This is a genomic window from [Collinsella] massiliensis, assembly GCF_002161605.1.
Lineage (GTDB): Bacteria > Actinomycetota > Coriobacteriia > Coriobacteriales > Coriobacteriaceae > Enorma.
Genome location: NZ_NFIE01000008.1, coordinates 38,981 through 62,062, shown reverse-complemented (window position 1 = coordinate 62,062; position 23,082 = coordinate 38,981). Strand labels below are relative to the sequence as shown.

Below are 23,082 nucleotides of genomic sequence, written 5' to 3'. Positions count from 1 at the left end.
CGCGCCCTTCGCGGCTCTCATTGATGCAGTCACTATGCCATACAAGTTAGCTATGGGCAACCTTTTTTCGTTCTTCTCGTGCCGCAGGTATACCCCCACCCCCCGGGGGTATAGACTGAACCAAAGCGACGATGACTCACTGAACCCACCCCGCGTGGGTCGGAAAGGATGCGGATATGGCACATGAAACGTTCGACGTGGGCGGCATGACCTGCGCGGCGTGCCAGGCCCATGTGGAGAAGGCGGTGTGCAACCTCCCCGGCGTCGAGGACGTCTCGGTGAACCTGCTCTCGGGCTCCATGACCGTCGACTTCGACGAGCAGGAGCTCTCCGATGCGGACATCTGCGCCGCCGTGGATCGCGCGGGCTACTCTGCCGCGCCCGTCGTGCAGGCGGAAGGCGGCGCCGGAGCCGCTCAGGCCGCGACCGCCCGCCCCGCGCGCCTGGAATCCCCCACGAAGAAGCTCGAGGCCACGGCGCGCTCCATGCGCACGCGCCTCATCACGTCCTTCGTGTTCTGGATCCCGCTCTTCTACATCGGCATGGGGCACATGCTCGGCTGGCCGCTTCCCGGCATCTTCACCAACGCGGACTACTCCATGACGCTCGCCCTCACGGAGCTCGTGCTCACCCTGCCCATCGCCTACGTGAACCGCGCGTACTTTGAGAGCGGGTTCAAGTCCATGCTGCACGGGGCGCCCACCATGGATGCGCTCATCGCGATCGGCTCCGCGGCGAGCGTGGGCTGGTCGGTGTACGCGATGTTCGTCATGGCGGCCGACCTCGCCGTCGGCGACACCATGGCGGCGCACCACATGGCCATGAACAATCTCTTCCTCGAGAGCGCCGGCACCATCCTCACGCTCGTCACCGTGGGCAAGTACCTCGAGACGCGCAGCAAGTCCAAGACCGGCGGCGCCATCGAGAAGCTCATCGACCTCGCGCCCAAGACCGCCCATCGCCTTACGGCCGACGGCACCGAGGAGACCGTGCCCGTCGAGGCCATCCAGCTCGGCGACACCGTCGTCGTGCGCCCGGGCGAGTCCATCCCCGTGGACGGCGTCGTGCTCGAGGGCTCCTCCGCCGTGGACGAGAGCGCGCTCACCGGCGAGTCCATCCCCGTGGAGAAGGAGCCGGGCGACACGGTGAACGCCGCGACCGTGAACCGCACGGGCTCGTTCACCTTCCGCGCCACGCGCGTGGGGGCGGACACGGCGCTCGCCAAAATCATCCAGCTCGTGGAGGACGCGAACGCCACGAAGGCGCCCATCGCGCGCCTGGCCGACAAGGTCGCCGGCGTGTTCGTGCCCGTGGTGCTCGGCATCGCGGCGGTCACGTTCATCGTCTGGCTCATCGCGGGCGGCACCGTGAGCGAGGCGCTCACCGCGGGCGTCGCCGTCGTGGTCATCAGCTGCCCGTGCGCGCTCGGCCTCGCCACGCCCGTCGCCATCATGGTGGGCACCGGCAAGGGCGCGGAGCTTGGCGTGCTCTTCAAGAGCGCAGAGGCCCTCGAGACCCTGCACAAGGTCGACACCGTCGTGCTCGACAAGACCGGCACCGTCACGAAGGGCGCGCCCGCCGTGACCGACGTGATCCCCGCGACGCGCGCGGACGGCGCGCCCGCCATGAGCGAGAAGGCGCTCATGAAGCTCGCCGCCGCGCTCGAGAAGCGCAGCGAGCACCCGCTCGCCGAGGCCATCATGGCCCGCGCCGACGAGCTGGGCATCGTCGCGCGCACGGTCGAGGACTTCCAGGCGGTACCCGGTCGCGGCGTGACGGCGCGCGAGGGCGCAAGCGTGATCGCCGCCGGCAACGCGCAGCTCATGGCCGAGCTCGGCATCGAGGTGCCCGCGGCGGAGGTCGAGCGCTTCGCGCGGGAGGGCAAGACGCCGCTCTTCTTCGCCCGTAACGGCGCGCTCGCCGGCACCATCGCCGTCGCCGACGAGGTGAAGCCCACGAGCGCCGCCGCCATCCGCGCGCTCGGCGCGCTCGGTGTGAAGACCGTGATGCTCACGGGCGACAACCGCCTCACCGCCGAGGCCATCGCGCGCGAGGTGGAGCTGGACGCCCAAAGCGTCATCGCCGACGTCATGCCCGCCGACAAGGAGCGTCACGTGCGCGAGCTGCAGGACGGCGGCGCGTGCGTGGCCATGGTGGGCGACGGCATCAACGACTCCCCCGCCCTCGCCCGCGCTGACGTGGGCCTCGCCATCGGCACCGGCGCGGACATCGCCAAGGAGGGTGCGGACGTCGTGCTCATGCGCAGCGACCTCACGGACGTGGCGCGCGCCATCGAGCTCTCGCGCGCGGTCATCCGCAACATCAAGCAGGACCTGTTCTGGGCGCTCTTCTACAACGCCTGCGGCATCCCGCTCGCGGCCGGCGTGTTCTACCCGCTGCTGGGCTGGCAGCTCTCGCCCATGTTCGGCGCCGCCGCCATGAGCCTGTCGAGCATCTGCGTCGTCGCGAACGCCCTGCGCCTGCGCGGCTTCAAACCCAAGGTAACCGACCGCGTCCTCGCGGAAGGATAGGCGCCCGGCACGGCGCCGGGAAACGCATCATCAAGAGAAAGGTGAAATCATGGACTACATCATCAAGACCGAGGGCCTCCACTGCGGACACTGCGAGGCGAGCGTCGAGACCGAGCTCATGAAGGTCGCGGGCGTGGCGGACGCCGACGCCGACCACGACACGAACACCGTTGAGGTCACCTGCACGGGCGAGGTCGCGCCGAGCGAGCTCATGGCCGCCGTCGAGGCCGCCGGCTTCAAGGCGCTCTCCGTCGAGGCGGCCTAAGCATGCAGGCCGACCGCACCCAGGTGCTCCGCCTGCTCAAGACCGCGCGCGGCCAGATCGACGGCATCATGCGCATGGTGGAGGAAGACCGCTACTGCATCGACATATCCACGCAGCTCATGGCCACCGAATCGCTGCTCGCCCGCGTGAACGCCGACGTGCTCAAGGCGCACGTGGAGCACTGCGTGCGCACGGCCGCGGAGAGCGGGACCGATGCGGAGAAGGACGCCAAGCTCGAGGAGATCGCGCAGATCATCGATAAGCTCGCACGGTAGCCCGTGGCGCGGCGGCAGCGAATGGAGCAGATGAACCGCCTTGGATAGCGGCGGCGCATCTGGGTACAACAGGTGCATACGAAACGAGCCCGCGCATCCCGCACGCGATGCGCGGGCGCTTTGCGCGCCATCACGCTGCTGAAAGGATTCATCGCCATGCAGGACTTCATGAAGGGACGCTACGGCGTCGACGACCTCACCACCGCGCTCGGAGCGATCGGCGTCGTGCTCACGCTCATCGGCACGATCTTCTCGCTCCGCACCCTCTCCGTCATCGCCCTGCTCATCATCGTGCTCGGCCTCGTGCGCGCCTTCTCCAAGAACTTCGAGCAGCGCCGGGCCGAAAACGAGGCCTTCCACCGGCTCGTCGCGCGCATCCCCGTGATCGGCGACCGCTTCAAGGGCTCGCCGGGCACCGGGAGCCGTCCGCGGAGCGGGGGCGCGGGTTCCGCCGCGACCGGCGATTTGAAGCGCCAAGCCCGCACCGCGAAGAAGATGTGGAAGGAGCGCAAGACGAAGGCCTTCCTCAAGTGCCCGAACTGCGGCGCCATGCTCTCCGTTCCCAAGGGCAAGGGCAAGATCATCGTCACCTGCCCCAAGTGCCACGCCCGCATGGAGACGAAGTCGTAGGCTCGCCGGCGCGGGCTGACGGGGGCGGGATCCGCGGCTCCTGCCACGCCCGTCCAAGCGTAATGGTGGACGGGAAGGAGCGGTCTTCATGCAGAAGCTGGTTCACGGCGCGGGAACTTGGTCGGCCGTGTGCGCCATCGTCGCCGGAGCGCTCGCCCTGTTCGGCACCGTCGGCATCTTCGGCGTCGAGCTGCCCTTGGCCACGATGCCGCACACGGCCGGCGAGGTCGCGAGCACGCTGCTCCAGATAACGGACTCGCTCGACGCCTTCCCCGGTGCATCCGGGCGCGTCGCGCAGATCGTCGCGTTCCTGCAAAGCGTCGCGCACGGTTCCCTTGCGAGCATCTTCTTCGTGCTGAGCGCCACCCATGTCGCGGTATGCGCGGGTGCTGTCATCCTGGCCGGCTACGACCTTGCGCGCGGGCACCGCGCATGGCGTTGCGTGCTCGCGGGCGCGCTCGCCGCCGCCGACGCGCTCATCGTCACCATCCTCTGCTCCACCGTGAGCTGGCAGCTCTTCCTCATCGTGCGCTCGGTCGCCCAGGGCAACCCGTGGGCGGTGGGGCGCGGCGTCGCCGGGCTCGACACCACGCTCTCCCCCGGCCTCGGGCTCATCGCCGCAGCCATCTTGGGCCTTGCCGCGATCGTGCTCGCGCTCGTCGCGCGGGGAGCGGGGCGGAAGCGGCAGGGCGAGGCGGCGTAGCGCGCCCCGAAACAGGTTCCCTCACTGCCGTCGACGCAGCCACCAGGCGACGGCCGCCGTCGCATATGCTGCTCGTCTAGGACGCATCGCCCCAGCTCAAACGCCATGTAAAGAACTCCCGACAACGCGTTGCGCGCCTGCGAGGACGCCTGTCCGCCCCATTTAATGGTACGATGCGGCGCGTCATGGCATGGTCGAAGCCGTAAGGGCCACGCCGACACACCTTGGGAGGAGGTAGGCGCAGCATGGAGGTCGGGAAGCGCATACGCGATGAGCGCACGGGCGCGGGGATGTCGCAGGACGACCTCGCGGCGCGCGTGTACGTGAGCCGCCAGACCATCAGCTCATGGGAAAACGACAAGACGTACCCCGACGTTCAGAGCCTCATCCTCCTTTCCGAGATCTTCGGCGTGACCGTGGACTCCCTCATCAAAGGAGACGTGGAAACCATGACCGAAACGATCGACACCGAAGTCCGCACCATGAAGCGCTTGAGCTACGTCATGCTCGGCTTCCTTGCGCTCATGCTCCTTGCCGTGATCTGGATATGCGTGCAGACCTTCGCCTGGGACTGGCCGATCGAGCAGACCGTGCCGACGTTCGTGCTCGCCCTCGTGCTCTGGGGCATCGCGATGTTCGCCGCCTGCTGGATCGACCGCATCAAGAAGCGGAACGACCTCATCACCTACCACGAGATCCTTTCGTTCTGGAACGGCGAGGACATCGTTCGCGACACCAAGAAGCGCCGGCGCGAGCGCCTCATCCCCCGCTGGCTGAAGATCGTGCGCACCGTCGGGAAGGTGTTGATCACCGCGGCGATCGGAGCCTTCCTGGGATACGGCGGCGCCATGCTCGCCGATATGCTGCTCGGGTAGCCACCATCGCGCGCCGGGTGACGGGAGGCGGTCTCATACCACGGCAGCATCTCAATAGCAGCATCTAAACGTCGAGCGTTCACGGCGCGCGAACATCAGCGGCGGCCGCCCCGGTGTTCGCGCACCGCGCCCACGTGCACTTCGCGTGCCGTGCGACCCCAAGGTCATGCAAGAAAGTTCATCACGAGCGCGACCATCGTCTCCTTCTCCTCGGGACGCGACTCCGCGATCATGAGCGCCATCGCCACGAGCGTGTTATCGGACACGCGCTTTTCGATGCCCCGGAACAGGCCATTATTCCGGTCGAGGAAATACAGAAACAGGCTGCACGCGATGCGCTTGTTGCCGTCCACGAACGAATGGTTCTTGATGATGAAGTACAGCAAATTCGCTGCCTTCTCCTCAAGCGAGGGATACAGTTCCTCGCCTCCGTATGACTGGTAGATTGCGGCGATGCTGCTTCGGAAGGAGTCATCTTTCTCGCGCCCGAAGATATCGCTTCCGAAACGAGGCCGCATCTGGGCGATCAACTCCATGCACTCATCGTAATCGAGCACATAGGTTGAACGGACGCCCTGCGGACGCGGCACGGCCTCGCGATCGTAGGCATCGAGCAGCGCATAGGCATCGGTGTAGCTCTCGACGATGTCGAGAATCTCCTGAGATCCGAGTTCTCCGGGCAGGCGCTCGATAATCCGCGCGACCGTCCCCAGCTGCCGCAGGCGCGCATCGTTTTCCGCATGGCCCTGCAGGATGTAGCGCTTGAGCACATCCGTAGCCCATCTGCGGAACTCCACACCGCGCTGCGACTTGACGCGGTAACCCACGGAAATGATGACATCGAGGCTGTAGAAGGCGACCGGCCTCGTTGAGGAAGCAATTTGCAAAAAATGCAAATTACCCTCTTTGACCAGCTCTTTTTCCTCGAATATGTTGTTGATATGGCGCGATATGACCGCGATGCTGCGCTCAAACAGCTCGGACATCTGCGTCTGCGTGAGCCAGACCGTCTCGTCCTCGACGCTCACCGAGAGCGACACGTCTCCGTCGCTCGATTCGAACAGCACGATGCTCTGTTCCTCGTGACGACCTTCGTCCCACGCGCCATCTACAACAGTTGATTCCTTGGCCATGACATACCATCCGCTTCCTCGTCGGTTCAAAAACTAACCACCAACTTGTAGCCCCGGCATTGACGGGCGCCGGGAAGCGGATGCGCGACTCCACCCGAGTCGAGCCAGTGCAGCCAGCCTCTTTGCCGTAGGCGGTATCTGGCATACCCGCCGACACGTATCATTGGGGACCTCCGTGCCGGCTCTTGCTCGTCCTCGTACCTTGTACGTAGTATAACAGATATAGAACACATGTTCTATATCAATTTTATTTTTCTCCTGGGGTACCGGCGGACTCAGGCGAATCAGCGCAGCAGCTCCTCAAGGTTGCGGGTGAACCGCGCGCGATCCTCGCCCGTGAAGGCGGCCGGGCCGCGCGTGCGCCCGCCTGCGCGGCGCACCTTCTTCTCCTCGTGGCTGATGAGGAGGTCCATGTCGATCGTCGCCTTCGTGTACACCCTGCCGCGCACGCCGATGGCCGCCGCCCCGCGTCCGAGCGCCATGCTCGCCAGGCCGATATCCTGTGTGACCACCACGTCTCCCGGCTGCAGGCGCTCGACGATGGCGAAGTCGGCGCTATCCGCCCCGATGGAGACGTCGAGCACATCCACCCAGAAGCCGCCGTGCGCTGCGTCGCGCCCCCGGGCGTGCGCAGCGTCGCGCGGGTCGGTGGAGCGGATGTGCCGCGCGAGGTTCTGCGTTGTGTTGCCGACGATGACGACGGGCGTGCGAGCGCGGCGAGCGCAGGCGAGCGCCTCCCGCGTGACCGGGCAGGCATCGGCATCTATATACAGCGTGCGCCCCATGGCACCTCCCCCATGTAAAATTACCCCAGGGGTTATTTTACAAAATGGGTTGAAAGGAACACGTCCCCAATCAACCCATCACGCCAGCAACCGGCGCAGCAGGTCGTCCCGATCGTCGATGAAGAGCTTCGTCACCTGATAGCTCTCCGTCTCCTCGTAGGTGATGGTTTGCAGCCGATCGCCGTCGAAGGAGACGATCTGCGCTCCCGGCAAGCCCAGAAGGATCGGCGAATGCGACGCCACGATGAGCTGGCTGCCGTGCTCGGCGAGCTGGTGCATCTCGTAGAGCAGCGTCAGCTGGCGCGACGGCGAGAGAGCCGCCTCGGGCTCATCGAGGAAGTACAGGCCGTTCTCCTTCGAACAGTCCTGGATGAAGCCGAGGAACGCCTCGCCGTGGCTCATCTCGTGCAGCTGCGCGCGCCGCCCCGTGGCGGGATTGTGATAGGCCTGGCAGTAGTCCCCCGCCTTGCTCGCCACGTTGTAGAAGCTCTCGGCGCGTAGGAAGAACGTGCTCCACGGGCGCAGCGGCCCGCGCATCATCTCGATACCCTCATGCAGCGCCGAATGGGAGTCGTGCGTGCGGAACGCGTAGTTGGCGGTGCCGCCCTCGGGGTTGAGGCCGTAGGCCACCGCCATGGCCTCGAGCAGCGTCGATTTGCCCGAGCCATTCTCGCCCACAAAGAACGTCACGTTGCCGGTAAGGGCGAGCGGCTCCTCCCCCAGCGCCGCGAGGGCGGGCATGCGCCTCAGATAACCATCCGCATGAACAAGATCCCAGCGGATGCCGACCGACCTGATGAACGGCGCAGCGGCCATGGCGCCCTCCTTGCCGATGTAAAAATACCCCTGGGGTTATTTTACATGCGAAACCATCCTCAGATCGTCCATCCCTCGCTCTCGGTCTGCAGGCGCACCATACGGGCGAACAGACCGTTCGCGGCGAGAAGCTCGGCCGGCATGCCCTGCTCGGCCACGCGGCCACCCTCCAGCACCACGATCTTGTCGGCCGCGCGCACGGTGCGCATGCGATGGGCGATCACGATGACGGTCTTGCCTGCCAACAGCCGCGAGAGCGCGCTTTGCACCCGCGTCTCGTTCTCAACGTCCAAACTCGCCGTCGCTTCGTCCAAAAGCACGATGGGCGCATCCTTGAGCAGCGCACGAGCGATGGAGATGCGCTGCCGCTCGCCGCCGGAGATGCACGCGCCGTTCTCCCCGATCATCGTGGCGTAGCCGTCCGGCATGCGCGAGACGAACTCATCGCAGTTGGCTGCGCGCGCCGCCGCAAGCACCTCCTCGTCGGTAGCCCCGCGCCTTCCCAGGCGAATGTTCTCCATCACGGTATCGTCGAAGAGCGTCACGTCCTGGAACACCACGGAGAAATCACCGAGCAGCACCTCGGGATCAACGGTGGAGACATCCACGCCGCCCACGGTCACGCGGCCGGAGCTCGCATCCCACAGCCTGCAGCCGAGCCGCGCGCACGTGGACTTGCCGGAGCCCGACGGCCCCACGAGCGCCGTGACCTCGCCTTCGCGGGCGATGAACGACACATCGGAGAGAACCTGCTCACCGCCCTCCTCGTATGCGAAGCCCACATGCTCGAACGCGACATCATGGCCGTTGGGGGCATACGCGGCGCCGCCCGCCGCCATCGGCTCCTCGAAGAAGCTCTTCATGCGTGCAGACGCCGTGCGCGCCGAGAAGAGCTCGGCGATGAGCATGAGCGCCTGGTCGAACGGGGCGTAGATGCGGCTCACCACGAGCAGGAAGCAGAACAGCGTAAGGAAGTCGCAGGTGCCTTCGAGCACGAGCGCGGCACCCACCAGCAGCGTCGTGGCAAACCCCAGACGCAGCACCACCTGGGCACCATTGACCGCGACGCCGCAGGCGAGCTCGGAGCGGATCGCGCTGCGCTCGGCAGCATCCACGCTCCGGTACACCCGCTCGAGATAGCGCTCCTCCTGATTGGTCGCGCGCACCTCGCGCACGCACTCAAGCGCCTCCTGCACGAGCTCCGAGGTCTTGAGCCCAGCCATGCGGGTCTTTCGCATGAGCGGCTGAAGCCGGGAGCGAACGCCGAAGAGCAGGAGCAGCGCCACCGGACCCGACCACATCGAGGCCACCGCGAGCCGCCAGTCGAAGGCGAGCAGGCACGCGAACGCGATGGCCATCGTGGCATAGGCGCCGTAGAGTTCGGGCAGCACGTGGCTGTAGGCATGCTCGGTGGTCTTGACGTCGGTCATGAGGGTCTCGGTGAGGTCGGCAAGGTCGCGGCGGCCGAAGAACGAAAGCGGGAGCCTGCGCAGCCGCTCGGCGAGGGCGATCCGCTGCCGGCCGCTCTCCTTGTAGATGACGCCGTACTGGTAGTAGTACTGGAACCGCTCGCACACGAAGAGCATGACGAGATACACGGCAAGCACCGCCATCCAGCCGAGGACGGGCACGTCAAGCGGGTCGAAACCGAGTCTCCCCCACGGTCCCAGCGTCACCGCCCCGCCCGTGAGCCGCGCCACGAGCGCGCTCATGATCGCGAAGACGAACCCCACGCCCGCGAACACCACGAGATTGGTCACGGTAGTCCACGCAGCCCCCAGGCGGACGTTCCTTACGCCCTCGTCCGTGAGGGCATACTTCTCCTTCATGGTCATCTAGGCCACCTCCCCGGCAGCATCGCTTGAGATCTTCCAGCTCACGGCCTGTTCGTAATCTGCCCACATGCGCGCATACAGCCCATCCGAGGCAAGCAGCTCGTCGTGGGTACCGCTCTCCACCACGTGCCCGCGATCGAGCACCACGATCTTGTCGGCATTGCGCACCGTCGAGAGCCGATGCGCAACCATGAGCACGGTGCGCGGACGACCGTTACAGTCGCGGGCGAGGCGTTTGAAGGCGGCCTGGATCTTGACCTCGTTCTCCGGGTCGGCGAAGGCCGTGGCCTCGTCGAGCACCACGATGGGCGCATCTTTGAGGATGGCGCGCGCGATCATGAGCCGCTGGGCCTCGCCGCCGGAAAGGTGAGCGCCCTCGGCGCCGTAGACGGTGTCGACGCCATCCGGCAGCTTGGCGAGAATGTCGTCGCATTGGGCGGCGGAGAGCGCTGCCAGCACCTCCTCGCGCGTTGCCTGCGGACGCGCGGCCCGCACGTTCTCCAAGATGGATTGCGAGAAGAGCCGGTTGGTTTGGAAGACGAAGGCAACGTGATCCATAAGGACGGCGGGGTCGATATCGCGCACATCCACGCCGCCCACGAGCACCCGCCCGGACCCGACATCCCAGAACCTGGGCACGAGAGAGGCGGCTGTGGTCTTGCCGCCCCCCGACGGGCCCACCAAAGCGACCGTGGAACCCGCCGGCACCGTGAAGCTCACGTGACCGAGCGCCGCCTCCTCGGCGCCCTCGTACGCAAAGCTCACGTCATCGAAGCAGATGGAGGTATCGCGTGGTTCCTTCGGAGCTGCGGGCGCCGCGATCACGGGGGCGGCGAGCACCCCCTCGACGCGGCTGACGGCATCCGCCGCCGACTGGAACGCTTCGGACATGAACATCACGCGCGTCATGGCCGTGGGGATCACCGCGGAGAAGATGGCGTAGAAGGCGAAGTTCGTGGAGAGGCGCGCAACGTCCGTCTCACCCGGTGCAACGAGCACGACCACCGGCACGAGGAATACCGCCGCCGCGCCGATAACGGTCAGCGAGAGCGCCTGCGGCGTCTGGCACCATTTCACCGCATAATCCTGTGCAAGCACGGTGAACTCCTCGATGGCGTCATGGAAGGCGCGAAAGGAGTTGACCGTCTGCTGGAAGACCTTGACCACGGGGATGCCGCGCACGTACTCGGTGCCGGTCTTGTTCATCTTCACGAGCGACTCCATATAGCGCGTCATGAAATCCATGCCACGACCGCCCATCATGTAAACCATGCAGCAAAGGCTCACGGCAACCGGCACGAGGCACGCCGCGCCCAGGCGCCAATCAAACGCGAAGAACAGCGCGAGCATACCGAGGATCATCGCGACCGACCCGGCCGTGTCCGGCAGCTTGTGAGCGAGCAATCCCTCGGTCTCGGCCGCGCAGCCGTCCACCACGCGACGCAGCGCACCGGACGCATGGGTATCGAAGTAGCCGAGACTCGTATGCATGAGGTGCTCGATAGCTCGCTTGCGCATGTTGGACGCGCAGCGGAACGCCGCGAGGTGGGTGCACATGAGCCCCGCGAAGTAGAGGGCGATGGATCCCGTTGCGAAGCCGAGCGCCCACCAACCGTAGACCGCGATACTGCCGGCGGCCGTCCAGTCGGGAGCGACGGCGATGAGGTCGCGCGCCGCGAACCAGATGCAAACATATGGACCGAAGCCCGCGAGCATCGAGAGCGCCGAGAGCGCGCACCCCAGAAAGGTGAGCGCGCGCCTGGGCCCGGCGAAGGCGAGCAGACGCCCCACCGCGCCCGCCTGCCGCGGCCGTTCTTCGGTGGAAATCCCAGCCGATTGTTGCGAATCCGACATGATGTCCTCCCAGCACACCAGGTTCTTGATTGACGTTTCGCCGCACGGTATCATGTAGGATCAGAAATGTTCACTTTGTCTAACTTATGTGAGACAAAACGGCAAGCGGAAGGGACGATGCTTCAACATGGCGAGCGGGGCGACCATATCCGACGAGCTGCTCGCGCTCTGCATCCCCCAAGCCGAGCAGCTCGGTATCCGGCTTGAGCGACACGGGCGATTCTGGGCGGGCGACGCGGCGGGCTCCACCGCCGATGGGACGATGTGGTTTTCGTCCCCCTCCCCAGGCTGTCTTGTGCTCTATCACGACGTGGTTCCCCGCGCCGACATGCAGCTTCAGGAAACGTCGCTCGGGCCATACGCCTGCGCATGCATGCTGAAAGACGCGGCGCTTGCTTGTTCGCGAAGCTGCGGACTGGCGCTGAGGCCTGTCGGCCAAGGGCGCGGGGCCGGGCGCACCGAGCTCGCGACCTTTGTCGAGCGCAGGCCTCGAACCCTCACCAGCGCCCTGCATGCAGGCCAACGGTATCGTTCGAGCTCCATCATCCTGCTGCCCGAGTTCTTCGACAGGCTCGAGCAAAGCTATCCCGGGGAATTTCGGGGCGTGCTCGGCCTATTCGATACGCGCTTCGACACACCTGGAGAGCTGGAAATCGGGCGCGCGCTCGGCCGCATCTCAAGCCGTCCTCCAACGGAGTCGGGCGGGGCGCTCGCCTTGCGCGCAGCCGTCGACGGCCTCATAGCGTCGCTTGCGGCGAGCAAGGATGCCTCGACGCACGGCGAGGAGAGCACCGCGCAACTGGTGCGCCGGGCAAAGGGCCTCGTCGAGCAAGCACTCGACGAGGGAACGGCGCCGCCCACGGTAGATGGACTCGCAAAGGCGCTCTACGTAAGCCGCTCCCGGCTCTGCGCCGCATTCCAGCGAGAGACCGGGCAGGGCCCCGGGCAGCACATGCGCCGGACGCGCATCGAGCGCGCCTGCGAGCTGCTGGGCCAGCGCGACCTCACGGTGGCCGACGTCGCCCGCCGACTGGGCTACCCTGGCCTCTCGGCGTTCGATCACGCCTTCACCAGGGCAACGGGTCTCTCTCCGCACGCCTGGCGCAACCAACGGGCGCGCGCCTCGTCACAGCCGAGAACGCCCTCGTAAAATTACCCCAGGGGTTATTTTACGCGAGCGACGTTGCTAGCCCTCAAGTGCTGCAAGCGCGGCGCCGCGGGCATGGATGAGCGTGGTATCGAAGAGCGGCACGTCCGGGTCGTCAGGATGGACGAGCAGGCCGATCTCCGTGCAGCCGAGGATGACGCCCTGCGCCCCGCGCGCCGCGAGGTCGTCGATGATGCGCTGGAACGCCGCCCGCGACTCGTCACGGATATCGCCCCGGCACAGCTCGTCAAAGATCACGCGGTTCACGAGCGCCCGATCCTCCTCGCCCGGCGTGAGCACCGTGAACCCGCGCCGCTCAAGCACGCCCGTATAAAAGTCCTGCTCCATGGTGTAGCGGGTGCCGAGCAGCCCCACCGTGGCCACCCCGGCGCGATCGAGCTCGTCGGCCGTCATGCTCGCGATGTGCAGCAGCGGGATGCTCACCGCTGCCGCGACCTCGTCCGCCACCTTGTGCATGGTATTGGTGCAGATGAGCAGCAGGTCGGCACCAGCACGCTCGAGTGCGCGCGCGGCATCGGAGAGGATCTCGGCGCTGCGTTCCCAGTTTCCCGACGACTGGCAGCGTTCGATCTCGTCGAAATCAACGCTGTAGAGTACGATGCGGGCGGAATGGAGCCCGCCCAGCTCCTCGGCGACGGTCTGGTTGATGACCTCGTAATACGTGACGGTGCTTTCCCAGCTCATGCCGCCGATAAGTCCGATGACCTTCATCGCGATACGCCTCCTTGCGAGCGGGGCAACCCGGCGAACGTCGCCGATGTAAAAATACCCCTGGGGTTATTTTACATGTGTGCGGAGAAGGCGGCGGCGGCGAGGCAGAGCAGCGCGATCACGGCGATGCCCAACGCGAACACGGCCAGCGTGCCGCCGGTCGCCGGGATACCGAGCGCGGATAGGAAGCGATCGAGCGGGCGCTCCGGTTCCTGCGGCTTGGCAGCGGGCGGCTCGGGCTCCTCGCCGGACGCGCCTCCCGAGGTCTCGAACTTGGGAGCCACCGTGACGTCGTACACCCAGGCGCCATCCTCCAAAAGGGGTACGCTCACGAGCACGGCGTCGCACGTCAGCGCCTTATTAGCGCTCGCGACATCGGTGCGCACCGCGACGTAGAGGCCGGGCGCCACGTCGCGGAACACCGCGCGCCCGTCGCCGTCCGTCACGCACGCGCCATCGGTCAGCAGGCCATGGTCTTGGGCATATGCGCCGAGCTCGCGGGTTGCCGCGCGCCAACCAGATGCGTCGAGCGACACCCAGTCGCGGTCGAGCGGCACGAACCCATCGGTGGTCGCATAGGCGAAGGAGCCGTCGTCCAACGGCGTGGCCGTCGCGACGAGCGCCAGCCGCCACGTGTCCCCGGATACCGGCTGGGCGGCCTCCCCCTGTCCGCACACGGCATCGATGGTGATCGACCCGTACGAAAGGGCGGCGGCATCGGCAGGGCGCAGGATCATACCGGCCAGCGCGAGGACGATGGCCGCCGCGACGCGCGCGAAGGCTCCGAGCGCTCGGGCGCACCGCCCCCGTTCCCGCCGCCCCCGCATGGCAGCGGCCTGCATGCTATGAGAAATGCCTGCCACGCGCGCCATCCTTTCCATAGGTGCGCCTCGAACCCGTATTCCCGGACGCGCCGTCGCCGCGCCGCGTCGCACCGGCCGCCGCGTCCGCCGCGGCCCGCCTGCTCACCCGAAGGCGCAACACGGCGAGCGCCACCGCGATGACGACGAGCGCGATGATGAGCAAGAGATACGGCAAGGGGATGTTGATGAAGCCGCCGGGCTTGCCCACCTCGTCCTCCATCTCGGCCGTATACGGGATGGCGTGGGCATGCACGAGCAGCCGATGCGAGTTGATGCCGTAGGGCGTGCAGGTGACGAGCGTCACGCGATCCTCCCCCGGCGTGATGGCGAGCGATTCCGTCTCGTCGGGCAGCACGGTCTCGATGCCGTCCACCTGGTAGGCATGCACCTCCTCGAGCACGCGGATGTAGAAGACGTCGCCCTCCCGCATCTGGTCGAGGTCGGTGAAGAGCTTCGCCGAGGGCAGCCCGCGATGCCCGGAGAGCACCGCATGGGTCGAAGCGCCGCCGACGGGCAGCGACGTCCCCTCGACGTGGCCGACCGCCTGCTGCAGCACCCGCTCGCCGACACCGTGGTAGATGGGCAGCGTCACATCGATGCGCGGGATGGAGATGTAGCCCATGAGGCCGTTGCCGTCGAGGTTGAGCGCGTCGTCGTAGCTGGCGAGCACCTGCTCCCGCTCCTCCGGGGAGGCGGGCGGCGTTCCGTCCACCTCCTCGGAGGCGACGCCCTGCTTTTGGGCGAGCGCCGCGTTATAGGTGCGCGCAGCGTCGAGGATCGCCTGGCGTTCCTCGTCGGACATCACCTCGACCGCCTCGCCGTAACGCTGGACCACGTGCGACGCGTTCCGCTCGATGAGGAAGTTCGAGACGGTCGGGTACAGTAGAAGCGCGATGCCCGCGAGCACGACCAGCAGTGGGGCGAACCTGCTCAACCACCCCTTCGCCATGTGCTAGCTGTTCCTCCGCGCGCGACGCGTCATCATCCACGCCGTGCCGCCCACGATAGCGACCACGCCGGCCACGGTGAAGACGACCGTTCCCATGCCGCCGGTTCCGGGCAGCAGGATGCCGGCGTTGTTTACGATCTCGACGGCGTTCTGGCCGTTGTTGTTGACCGACCAGCTCTGAAGCGTGCCGTCGGTGTTGTACTCAGCGGCGATGGTCACGGTCGTATCGGCTGCCTTGTTGTAGCCCTCGGGCGCCTTGGTCTCGGTGAGCGTGTAGGAGCCCTCGCCGAGGTCGACGAAGTGGATGGTGCCGTCGGCGGGCGTAGTGACCTCGGTCACCGCGCTCGCGGTCTCATCACCCACGGCCGGACGGTAGGTGTTGCTGCTGCCCGTGGCAACGAGGCTGATGACGTTGCCCTTCGCGTCCTTCAACTGGAACGTCGCCCCGGCGAGCGGGTTCGTGCCGTCGGTCTTTTCCAGATCGAAGTTGAACGTGTACTGATGCGTGAAGACCTCAGCGGACGCATAGAGGTCATTCACACCCGGGCCGTTGGAGTAAATCACCTTCGCGGAGTTGGTGTTGTCCTTGCCCGTGCCTGCGAGAGACGCGCTCGTGTTAAGCGTCGCGGTGTACGTCACCGTGATGGTCTGGCCTGCCTTGCCCGTGAAGAGGTCCGTGGCGTCGTATTTCCCCGCGCCCAGCGCGGTGTCTACAGTGCCGAAGTTGATGACGAAGGTGTTGCCCAGGTCCTGCCCATACTGGATGATGCACGAGGAGGTCACGTCGGTGCCGCCGATCTCGACCTTCACGCTGTCCTTATCGAGAGTAAGGCCCTCGCTGAGCGTATCCTGGATCGCGAATTGATACCCGTTCGTATACCCGCTCACATCGGGAACCATGGAGGTCAGGGTGAACGGCAGGGAGTCGCCGACGCTCGCGCTCGCATGCTTGTCGGATCCATTAACTACTTTTTGGATGGTCGGGTAAACGGTCTTGAGGTCAATCGCGACCGGGGTGGCGCTGTTCACGTTCACGAGCAGCGCATCGGTCCCGCGGGACGGGTCGGTCTGGTCCGTCGAACCCTCTGGGCTGGGGACGACCAGGTAGTAGCCGTATGCGAGGCTTGAAGCCGTAGCGGTCTTCGACGTCCCGTCCGCGTTGGCCGTGGCGCTAGGTGTAGAGGTCGCCTGCACCGAATGTGCCGCGGCCCACGCTGCCGCCTGCTTCGCGAAGGTTGCCATCCCCTCCGCGTCGTCGTTGCCAAGACCCCTGATGTAGGTATATGCCGCGTTGGAGAGATCCGCATCATCGGCAGTGAGCCCGATGCCGCCGCTGCCAGCGTCGGTGGTGAAGAAGTCCTTCCAAGCGTCGTTCAGCACGTAGCTGTTGACATCGTTTTGCGAGAACATCTGATAGACGCTGATGCTCGCGAAGGGACCGTTACCCGTGACCGCGATGGAGCCGTCCGAGGCGGCCGCGAACGCCGGCACCGCATACAGCAGCGTTCCCATCGCCAACGCAAAGGTGACCAGGGCCACCGTCAATTTCTTTCCTATCTTGTGCAGCATGTCTGCTCCTCTTCGTCTGCGCGTGTGGGGTTTGCGTTCTCCCTTCTCGCCCGCTCTTGCCATTCCAATATCGAGGCGCGCTCGGCGGCGCGCGTCATCGGTTCACGCAAACGCTTGCCCATGCCGGGCGTTACGATGCCCGGCCCGGCAAACGCATGCATACTATGTACTATCCCCGTATCGCACCCCGCGTATATAGATATATGTGGGGTTTCCGCCCAAAGGCCACGTAGGGCTCTGAACGGTGCCCGCACCAGATGCCGCGCGGGGCGCTCGCTTCAAAAAAGGGGTTGAAAGGAACACGTCCCCAACCAACCCATTCTTGGAAAAGCCGTGGAGCCGGGCGCGAGTCATATGTTGACGAAATGCCAACAGGGTATAACGGATGCGCACCTAGACATGCTTATGCCTCCGCGCTCAAAATCCGCAGCGCGGCCACGCCCCTGACCGGGGCGCGAGATGCGAAAGGAACAACATGCCCCACAACAGAATCGCCCCGGCGCTCCTGAGCGCCGTCCTCGCCGTGAGCGTGATGCCCACCGGTGCGCTCGCTGCCAGCGAGCATTCCGCTCAGGCGACGGATTCCGCCGTGTCGCTCACCACCGGAGAGGGCTCAAGCGAACTCGAAGCCCTCGAGAACGTCGAGGCCGCCCCGGAAAACAAGGGGAACGCCGACGAAGCGGCCAACGAGAACACCGAAGCCCTGGAAAGCCCCGAGGCAATCGCCGAGGCTCCCGCTACCGGGGAAAGCCCCGAGGAACCCGGCGCGCTCGCCGACACCGACACCACCACCAACAACGACACCGCAGACGCAGCCGAGTCCGCGACCGATCCCTCGGAGGACGCCGGCATCGCCATCGTGCGCGACGGTGCGCGCACCACGTACGGCAGTCTCGCCGACGCCGTGGCCGACGCCCAGAGCGGCGACGTCATCGAGCTCTCCCGCGACCAGGTGCTCGACGAGCGGCTCGTCATCGCGGGCGACCGCGACATCACCCTGCGCGCCACGGCGCAGGTCACGCTGACCCGCAGCTCCTCCTTCCCCACGGCCGACAACAAGATCGCCGGGATGATCATCGTCAACGATGGCGCCAAGCTCACGCTCGAGCGCGCGGACGACGCGAGCTCCCTCACGCTGGACGGCGAGGAGAAGGATTCCAACGAGGCCATCATCACGCTGCGCAACGCGTCCAAGCTCACCATGAACGAGGGCGCCTCGATCGTGCGCGCCCATTGCTCATGGAAGCCATGGGGCGCCGTGTACGTGCACTCCGGCACCTTCGTGCTCGACGGCGGCGAGATCCGCGACAGCTTCGCCATGCGCAACACCGCGGTTGCGGTCGAGGCTGCGGGCTCGTTCGAGATGCGCGGCGGCACCATCGCGAACAACCGTGCGAGCTACACCCAGACCATGGTCTGGACCAAGGGCTCGATCACCATGACGGGCGGCACCATCGCGAGCAACCGCTCGAACGTGTCGAGCGACGGCGTGGTGCAGGTGCTCTCGGGCGGCTCGCTCGCGTTCGAGGGCGGCACCATCGGCGACAACAACCCCAACAACACCTTCGGTGTGCGCGTGGACGGCGGCGGTTCGCTCGCGCTGGGCGCGGACGCCCACCTTGCGGGCGCCGACCGCATCGACCTCGCCCAGGGCGCAGCCCTGCGCTTCACGGGCACGCCGGCTGCCCACAGCATCGACGAACCCATCGAAATCGTGCTCTCGGGCGAGTGGGCGGATGGCACACTTCTCGCCGCGACGGACGCTCCCGAGACGGCGCGCGACGTCCTGGGCATCCTCTCCGTGAAGCACGGCGGGACGCGCGAGCAGCTCGCGACGGTGGGCATCGACCCCTCCAACGAGTGCAACATCGCCCTCGCCTCGGCCGATGTCGTGGCCGCGTTCGACGCGCTGGACAACCCCTTCGTCGACGACCTCGGCCTCGAGCTGCGCGACGAGCTCACCGCAGAGGGCGCCTTCGACCGCCTGCGCGACACGGTGGACGCGCACTTCGGCGATGCCGACACGCCCGAACGTCGCGTGCGCGTGCAGCAGATCGAGCGCCTCGAGCAGTACGCCGGCTACCTGAGCGCGCACCACGAGGAGCTTGCGGCCTCGGTGCTCACCCTCTCCGAGCTGGGGAACCCCGGCGCCGAGGCGCAGCGCACCCAGCAGGGCTACCAGTTCGACAACCTCGACGCCACGGGGCTCTACCTCAAGCCGGGCAAGGTGCACGAGATCGTCGTCTACGTCGATGCCGACGACCCCTCCGTGCTCTCCGTGGCATGGCGGCAGGCGGGCCTCACCGACACCAACAGCTACACCTCGCTCAACCTCGAGCAGAAGTCCAAGCTCGCGCGCGGTGAGAACCGCATCACCATCGACCTCTCGGGCAAGACGCACGGCTCGATGCTCTTCCTGCGCAACGACTCGACGAGCAATCCCGCGCGCGTGCGCATCGAGTCGTACGACGCGCCCTACGTGACCGCTGACGCCGAGGATGGCGCTGATGCGGACGGCTCCACGGCCCGCGACGGCTCCGCGGCCGCCAACCCCGCGCTCGGCACGAGCCTGGGCGAGCACCCCCTCTACGAGCACGATCCCGAGCAGCCCGAGCGCTTCTGGGCCTTCGTCCAGGACGTCAAGGCGCACGCCGCGCGCGTAGAGGCGGGCGAGCAGGTCGCCGACATGGCGCTCGTGCAGATGGGCGACGACGGACACGCGCAGTTCTCCATCACCGCCACCGCGCTCGCGCAGGCATACGCCGGCATCACGAGCAAGGACGCCGCCGTGGCCTATATCGAGCGCTCGAACGAGGCCATCCAGGACCGCCTCGAGTTCTTCTGGGCGTTCGACGGCTTCGACGCGGCCGAGAGCGGGGCCAACGCCATCTCCCCCGCGCGCGTGCACACCGCGTTCACGCGCACCGTCTCCAACCCCTCGACCATGTACGCCTTCGTGCGCTACTTCCACATGCCGGAGGGCGACGCCGCGTCGTTTTTGTCGGGCGAGAACATGTACACCTGGGGGATGTCGCACGAGTACGGGCACATGCTCGACAACAATGTCATCGCCGTTGCCGAGGAGACGAACAACCTGTACTCCCTGGCGGGATCGCGCCAGGGCGGTATCGAGGCGTCGGCCGCGGCGGGCATCGCGTTCGACCCGGCGGCGTACTATCACGGGAACGCCGTGAAGGCCAACGAGCGCCGCGACGAGGAGCTGGCGAAGATGGCCGCCGACCCCACCTTCGTGCCGGATTGGATGAACGGCGGGGATTGGGGCACCTATATCTGGACCCACGTGACCACCTGGTGGAACGGCCTGCACTTCTTCGATGATTGGGACTACAGCGGCTACGACTACGCCGCGAGCCCCTACACGCAAGAGATCGCGGCGGACGTGGAACGCTATGGCGCATACGGCGCGACGGTGCGCATCCTGCGCAGCGACGCCGAGGCGGTGAAGACCATCCAGGAGCTGGCGGCGGGTGCTTCCTCGTCGACGAGCGTGAAATATAACCGCATCGCCGTGGCGTTCACCATGGGCACGGGCTACAACTTCGCCGAGTACCTCTACGACCTGGGCGAGCGCGACCTCACGCCCGAGGTGCTGGACTGGTGCGCCCAGTACCCCTCGGTGCCGCGCGCGGTGCGCTACTTCTCGCTCGACACCGACGCGGCGATCATCAACGGGGCGAAGACGTATGCCCAGCTGGAGGGCAGCGCCGACGCGGTGTCGCCCACCGTATCCGTGGAGCTCGGCGATGCGGGGACGGTGCGGGTCGAGGCGACCATGGCGACGCCCGAGCTCGAGCAGGCGACGACCGCCTACGAGCTGTACCGCGACGGCACGCTCATCGGCTTCTCGCGCGACGGCTCGTTCGAGGTCGCCGTTGACGCAGGGGCGAACGCCGCGAGCGCTGACGGCACGGCAGACGGCGCCTTCGACAAGGCTGCCTATTCCGTGGTCGCCTACGACGTGCGCGTGAACCCCAGCAGCCCCGCCAACGTGGACGGCCCCATCCTCGACGCCGAGCTACCCGATACGGATGAGCCCGGTGAGGACGGCGGGCTCCCCGGCGGGGACGGCGACGTCGATGGCGGCGCCGGTAACGGCGACGATGCCGGCAACGGCGGCGACGGCACGGGCGACGGCGATGCTGATGGCGACACCGGCAATGGCGACAACGACGCCGGCGGGGATGACACCACAGGCGGCGGCTCGACCGACGGTGACAATGGCACCGACAGCGGCGCCGGCGATACGACCGGCGGCGGCTCGAACCAGCCCGGTGGGGACTCCCCGACGGATGGGGACACCTCCGGTAACGGCAACCCGAACGGCTCCGCCAGCGACGCGGATGCGGGTGGGGACGCCACCGGGCAGACGCAGGACGCCGACGCGCTGGCAGCCGACGCCTCCGGCCTGCTTACGCAGACAGGCGACGCATCGGCTCTGCCCATCGGCATAGCCGCGGCGGGTTCCGCCCTCGCCTTCATCGGCGCCGCCATCGCCCGGCGTTTCCGGAAATCGTAGGCATGCCATACCGTAGCTGACCCCGACGACCGGGGCGGCGCGCGCAACGGCCAAGGCCCGTCACCCCCGCATCTGGGGCGACGGGCCTTGCGCGCTTCCAGGGATGACGACGCGCTGTGCTCGAAACCGCGCACCGGCTCGATGCGCCATCAACCCGTGATGGCGAGCTGCGCGTCGAGCGCCTTGAGCCCTGCGGCGAGGCGCTCGGTATGGTGCTGCATATGGTTGCCCGGCCCCACGACGAGGTCCACCGCGCATCCACTGCCGCGAAGCATGTCCGCACATGCCTCCAGATCGTCCTGAACGGATCGCATGATGGGAGGCCCGGCGCGGCGCTCCTTCCTCCCGATCGAGAGGTACGCGTAGCGCCCCGCGCCGTTTGGAGCGTACTGTCGCAGGTAATCGACCCAGCCCTCGTACCAAACCGAACCCGAGAGGCAGGCGCACGCCGAGAACGTCGAGGGCTCACGGGTGAACGCATACAGCGCGAAGAGCCCGCCGAGCGAGTACCCGCAGATCACGCGGCGCGCCGGGGAGAGCCCGTGTGCCGCCTCCACCGCAGGGATAACCGTACCCGTCAGCTCCGCGAGCGTCTCTGTCGCCTTGCCGCCGAAATCCTCCGCACCCGGGCGCACGCCCGCCGCCGGCCAGGGCGTCAGGCTATCGCTCCAGTCGCGCACGGGCACGCGCACCACCATGGCGCGCACGCCATCGACCGCAGCCGCGACATCGAAGGGATGCTCGGGCATATCGATCACGTAGATGACGGGCGCGCCGTCCCCGCCCGCACCGCGCAGAAGCGCGCACCCGTCCGCGTCAATGAAGCCCATCTCGGTCATCGCTTCCCTTCGCTCGCCGCCTCCCAGTGTAGCAGCCCGGAGTCGCGTTCCCGAGCGCGCCCGCAGCACCGGCGGCACACACCGTGCACCGGCCGGCGAAATCACCCGTGGTACGGACAGGCCTCGCCGATGCACGCAGCATTCGCCTCGGATACCGCGCAGACGGGCTCTTCCGCAGGCAGCGCCAGCTCCACCCCGAGGGCGCGGGAAAACCACGGCGTCGCCTCGCGCACGGCGATGCGGGCATCGCGCTTGCAGCAGCGCGGGGCGCCCGCCTGCGCGATCTTTTGCAGCAGATCCGCCACCATGAGCTGCGTCTCGCTCCAGCCATCGGCCTTGAGCGGCGCGTTGCCCTGGGCGATCGCGAGCGCCATGCCGCACGACGCCGCGGCGCCGCACACGCCCCAGCGCGCGCAAGCGCCCCCGGGCACGCAGGCAGAGCGGGATGCCAGTTCATCGAGCTGCGCATCCAGGTCCCCCGCATATCCCGCGTTCGACGCGCAGGCGAGCAGCGCCGCGCCCACCAGGAAGTGATGGACCGGCCCAAATGCCGGGCATTCCGGCGCGGACATCAGCAGCTCCAGCATATCGGCAGGACACACCACGTCGCCCTGCCGGCACAACTCATACGCCCAGGCGTACTCCGTCGTCTTCTCACCCATCGCGCTCCCCTTTCGATGCCTCTATATCGATGGCTACCAATATACCTGCTGCGTGCACTCCGTCGCATGAAGACGCGCGACG

At 66.9% G+C, this 23,082-nt stretch carries 19 protein-coding genes; 8 read left to right on the top strand and 11 right to left on the bottom strand.

What is annotated here, in order from left to right; genetic code table 11:
• The first annotated feature begins 176 nt into the window (after nucleotides 1–176).
• From B5G02_RS04630 to B5G02_RS04605, 6 genes are all read left to right on the top strand, one after another.
• Entirely contained in the window at nucleotides 177–2,531 is a 2,355-nt protein-coding gene (locus B5G02_RS04630) for a heavy metal translocating P-type ATPase (protein ID WP_094335359.1), read from the top strand.
• A gap of 49 nt (nucleotides 2,532–2,580) precedes the next feature.
• Nucleotides 2,581–2,796, top strand: a complete 216-nt coding sequence (locus tag B5G02_RS04625) for a heavy-metal-associated domain-containing protein (protein ID WP_094335358.1) — start codon at nucleotides 2,581–2,583, stop codon at nucleotides 2,794–2,796.
• A 2-nt stretch (nucleotides 2,797–2,798) separates the two neighbouring features.
• Nucleotides 2,799–3,071, top strand: a complete 273-nt coding sequence (locus B5G02_RS04620) for a metal-sensing transcriptional repressor (RefSeq protein ID WP_019239526.1) — start codon at nucleotides 2,799–2,801, stop codon at nucleotides 3,069–3,071.
• A 156-nt stretch (nucleotides 3,072–3,227) separates the two neighbouring features.
• Nucleotides 3,228–3,701, top strand: a complete 474-nt coding sequence (locus tag B5G02_RS04615; RefSeq protein WP_241146172.1) for a hypothetical protein — start codon at nucleotides 3,228–3,230, stop codon at nucleotides 3,699–3,701.
• 88 nt (nucleotides 3,702–3,789) lie between these two features.
• Nucleotides 3,790–4,404 (top strand): hypothetical protein, encoded by a 615-nt coding sequence (locus B5G02_RS04610; RefSeq protein WP_094335356.1) that lies wholly within the window; start codon nucleotides 3,790–3,792, stop codon nucleotides 4,402–4,404.
• 245 nt (nucleotides 4,405–4,649) lie between these two features.
• Complete coding sequence (locus tag B5G02_RS04605; RefSeq protein WP_094335355.1) at nucleotides 4,650–5,279, top strand: helix-turn-helix domain-containing protein; 630 nt, start codon at nucleotides 4,650–4,652, stop codon at nucleotides 5,277–5,279.
• Nucleotides 5,280–5,443: 164 nt separating this feature from the next.
• Here B5G02_RS04605 and rhuM read toward each other — a convergent pair whose 3' ends face one another.
• The 5 genes from rhuM to B5G02_RS04580 form a co-directional block, all read right to left on the bottom strand.
• Nucleotides 5,444–6,412, bottom strand: a complete 969-nt coding sequence (gene rhuM / locus B5G02_RS04600; RefSeq protein ID WP_241146171.1) for a RhuM family protein — start codon at nucleotides 6,410–6,412, stop codon at nucleotides 5,444–5,446.
• 284 nt (nucleotides 6,413–6,696) lie between these two features.
• Nucleotides 6,697–7,197 carry a YaiI/YqxD family protein gene (locus B5G02_RS04595; RefSeq protein ID WP_094335353.1) on the bottom strand — a complete coding sequence of 167 codons (501 nt, stop codon included), beginning with the start codon at nucleotides 7,195–7,197 and terminating at the stop codon, nucleotides 6,697–6,699.
• Nucleotides 7,198–7,275: 78 nt separating this feature from the next.
• A complete protein-coding gene (locus B5G02_RS04590; RefSeq protein ID WP_094335352.1) occupies nucleotides 7,276–8,013 on the bottom strand; it encodes an AAA family ATPase in 738 nt (245 codons plus the stop codon).
• Nucleotides 8,014–8,072: 59 nt separating this feature from the next.
• Nucleotides 8,073–9,848: an ABC transporter ATP-binding protein gene (locus B5G02_RS04585; protein WP_019239533.1), complete on the bottom strand. Its 1,776-nt coding sequence runs from the start codon at nucleotides 9,846–9,848 to the stop codon at nucleotides 8,073–8,075.
• A complete protein-coding gene (locus tag B5G02_RS04580) occupies nucleotides 9,849–11,702 on the bottom strand; it encodes an ABC transporter ATP-binding protein (RefSeq protein ID WP_232385528.1) in 1,854 nt (617 codons plus the stop codon).
• 127 nt (nucleotides 11,703–11,829) lie between these two features.
• Between B5G02_RS04580 and B5G02_RS04575 the strand changes: the two genes are divergently transcribed.
• On the top strand, nucleotides 11,830–12,852 hold the full coding sequence (locus B5G02_RS04575; protein ID WP_094335351.1) for a helix-turn-helix transcriptional regulator: 1,023 nt from the start codon (nucleotides 11,830–11,832) through the stop codon (nucleotides 12,850–12,852).
• A 36-nt stretch (nucleotides 12,853–12,888) separates the two neighbouring features.
• Here the strand turns inward: B5G02_RS04575 and B5G02_RS04570 are convergent, their stop codons facing one another.
• The 4 genes from B5G02_RS04570 to B5G02_RS04555 form a co-directional block, all read right to left on the bottom strand.
• Nucleotides 12,889–13,581 carry an aspartate/glutamate racemase family protein gene (locus B5G02_RS04570; RefSeq protein WP_019239536.1) on the bottom strand — a complete coding sequence of 231 codons (693 nt, stop codon included), beginning with the start codon at nucleotides 13,579–13,581 and terminating at the stop codon, nucleotides 12,889–12,891.
• A 71-nt stretch (nucleotides 13,582–13,652) separates the two neighbouring features.
• Nucleotides 13,653–14,444 (bottom strand): hypothetical protein, encoded by a 792-nt coding sequence (locus B5G02_RS04565; protein WP_241146170.1) that lies wholly within the window; start codon nucleotides 14,442–14,444, stop codon nucleotides 13,653–13,655.
• Nucleotides 14,425–15,393: a class C sortase gene (locus tag B5G02_RS04560; RefSeq protein ID WP_019239538.1), complete on the bottom strand. Its 969-nt coding sequence runs from the start codon at nucleotides 15,391–15,393 to the stop codon at nucleotides 14,425–14,427. Before B5G02_RS04560 ends, B5G02_RS04565 begins: the two co-directional genes overlap by 20 nt.
• 3 nt (nucleotides 15,394–15,396) lie before the next feature.
• Nucleotides 15,397–16,962 carry a SpaH/EbpB family LPXTG-anchored major pilin gene (locus B5G02_RS04555; protein WP_094335350.1) on the bottom strand — a complete coding sequence of 522 codons (1,566 nt, stop codon included), beginning with the start codon at nucleotides 16,960–16,962 and terminating at the stop codon, nucleotides 15,397–15,399.
• Between the two features lie 475 nt (nucleotides 16,963–17,437).
• Here B5G02_RS04555 and B5G02_RS04550 point away from each other — a divergent pair, with 475 nt between their 5' ends.
• Nucleotides 17,438–21,499, top strand: coding sequence for a M60 family metallopeptidase (locus B5G02_RS04550; protein WP_094335349.1), 4,062 nt, complete (start codon nucleotides 17,438–17,440; stop codon nucleotides 21,497–21,499).
• A 149-nt stretch (nucleotides 21,500–21,648) separates the two neighbouring features.
• On the opposite strand, the gene B5G02_RS04545 is transcribed toward B5G02_RS04550, so the two are convergent.
• Together B5G02_RS04545 and B5G02_RS04540 are read right to left on the bottom strand one after the other, a co-directional pair.
• Entirely contained in the window at nucleotides 21,649–22,338 is a 690-nt protein-coding gene (locus B5G02_RS04545; RefSeq protein WP_094335348.1) for an alpha/beta hydrolase, read from the bottom strand.
• 101 nt (nucleotides 22,339–22,439) lie between these two features.
• Nucleotides 22,440–23,000 carry a DUF5714 domain-containing protein gene (locus tag B5G02_RS04540; RefSeq protein ID WP_094335347.1) on the bottom strand — a complete coding sequence of 187 codons (561 nt, stop codon included), beginning with the start codon at nucleotides 22,998–23,000 and terminating at the stop codon, nucleotides 22,440–22,442.
• Nucleotides 23,001–23,082: the final 82 nt, after the last annotated feature.

Bases quoted from the DNA above. Each gene is read 5' to 3' on its own strand.
- B5G02_RS04580 (WP_232385528.1), bottom strand. From the start codon at position 11,702: ATGTCGGATTCGCAACAATCGGCTGGGATTTCCACCGAAGAACGGCCG.
- rhuM (WP_241146171.1), bottom strand. From the start codon at position 6,412: ATGGCCAAGGAATCAACTGTTGTAGATGGCGCGTGGGACGAAGGTCGT.
- B5G02_RS04550 (WP_094335349.1), top strand. From the start codon at position 17,438: ATGCCCCACAACAGAATCGCCCCGGCGCTCCTGAGCGCCGTCCTCGCC.
- B5G02_RS04615 (WP_241146172.1), top strand. From the start codon at position 3,228: ATGCAGGACTTCATGAAGGGACGCTACGGCGTCGACGACCTCACCACC.
- B5G02_RS04555 (WP_094335350.1), bottom strand. From the start codon at position 16,962: ATGCTGCACAAGATAGGAAAGAAATTGACGGTGGCCCTGGTCACCTTT.
- B5G02_RS04575 (WP_094335351.1), top strand. From the start codon at position 11,830: ATGGCGAGCGGGGCGACCATATCCGACGAGCTGCTCGCGCTCTGCATC.
- B5G02_RS04605 (WP_094335355.1), top strand. From the start codon at position 4,650: ATGGAGGTCGGGAAGCGCATACGCGATGAGCGCACGGGCGCGGGGATG.
- B5G02_RS04610 (WP_094335356.1), top strand. From the start codon at position 3,790: ATGCAGAAGCTGGTTCACGGCGCGGGAACTTGGTCGGCCGTGTGCGCC.
- B5G02_RS04590 (WP_094335352.1), bottom strand. From the start codon at position 8,013: ATGGCCGCTGCGCCGTTCATCAGGTCGGTCGGCATCCGCTGGGATCTT.
- B5G02_RS04595 (WP_094335353.1), bottom strand. From the start codon at position 7,197: ATGGGGCGCACGCTGTATATAGATGCCGATGCCTGCCCGGTCACGCGG.
- B5G02_RS04560 (WP_019239538.1), bottom strand. From the start codon at position 15,393: ATGGCGAAGGGGTGGTTGAGCAGGTTCGCCCCACTGCTGGTCGTGCTC.
- B5G02_RS04585 (WP_019239533.1), bottom strand. From the start codon at position 9,848: ATGACCATGAAGGAGAAGTATGCCCTCACGGACGAGGGCGTAAGGAAC.
- B5G02_RS04630 (WP_094335359.1), top strand. From the start codon at position 177: ATGGCACATGAAACGTTCGACGTGGGCGGCATGACCTGCGCGGCGTGC.
- B5G02_RS04620 (WP_019239526.1), top strand. From the start codon at position 2,799: ATGCAGGCCGACCGCACCCAGGTGCTCCGCCTGCTCAAGACCGCGCGC.
- B5G02_RS04540 (WP_094335347.1), bottom strand. From the start codon at position 23,000: ATGGGTGAGAAGACGACGGAGTACGCCTGGGCGTATGAGTTGTGCCGG.
- B5G02_RS04570 (WP_019239536.1), bottom strand. From the start codon at position 13,581: ATGAAGGTCATCGGACTTATCGGCGGCATGAGCTGGGAAAGCACCGTC.
- B5G02_RS04545 (WP_094335348.1), bottom strand. From the start codon at position 22,338: ATGACCGAGATGGGCTTCATTGACGCGGACGGGTGCGCGCTTCTGCGC.
- B5G02_RS04625 (WP_094335358.1), top strand. From the start codon at position 2,581: ATGGACTACATCATCAAGACCGAGGGCCTCCACTGCGGACACTGCGAG.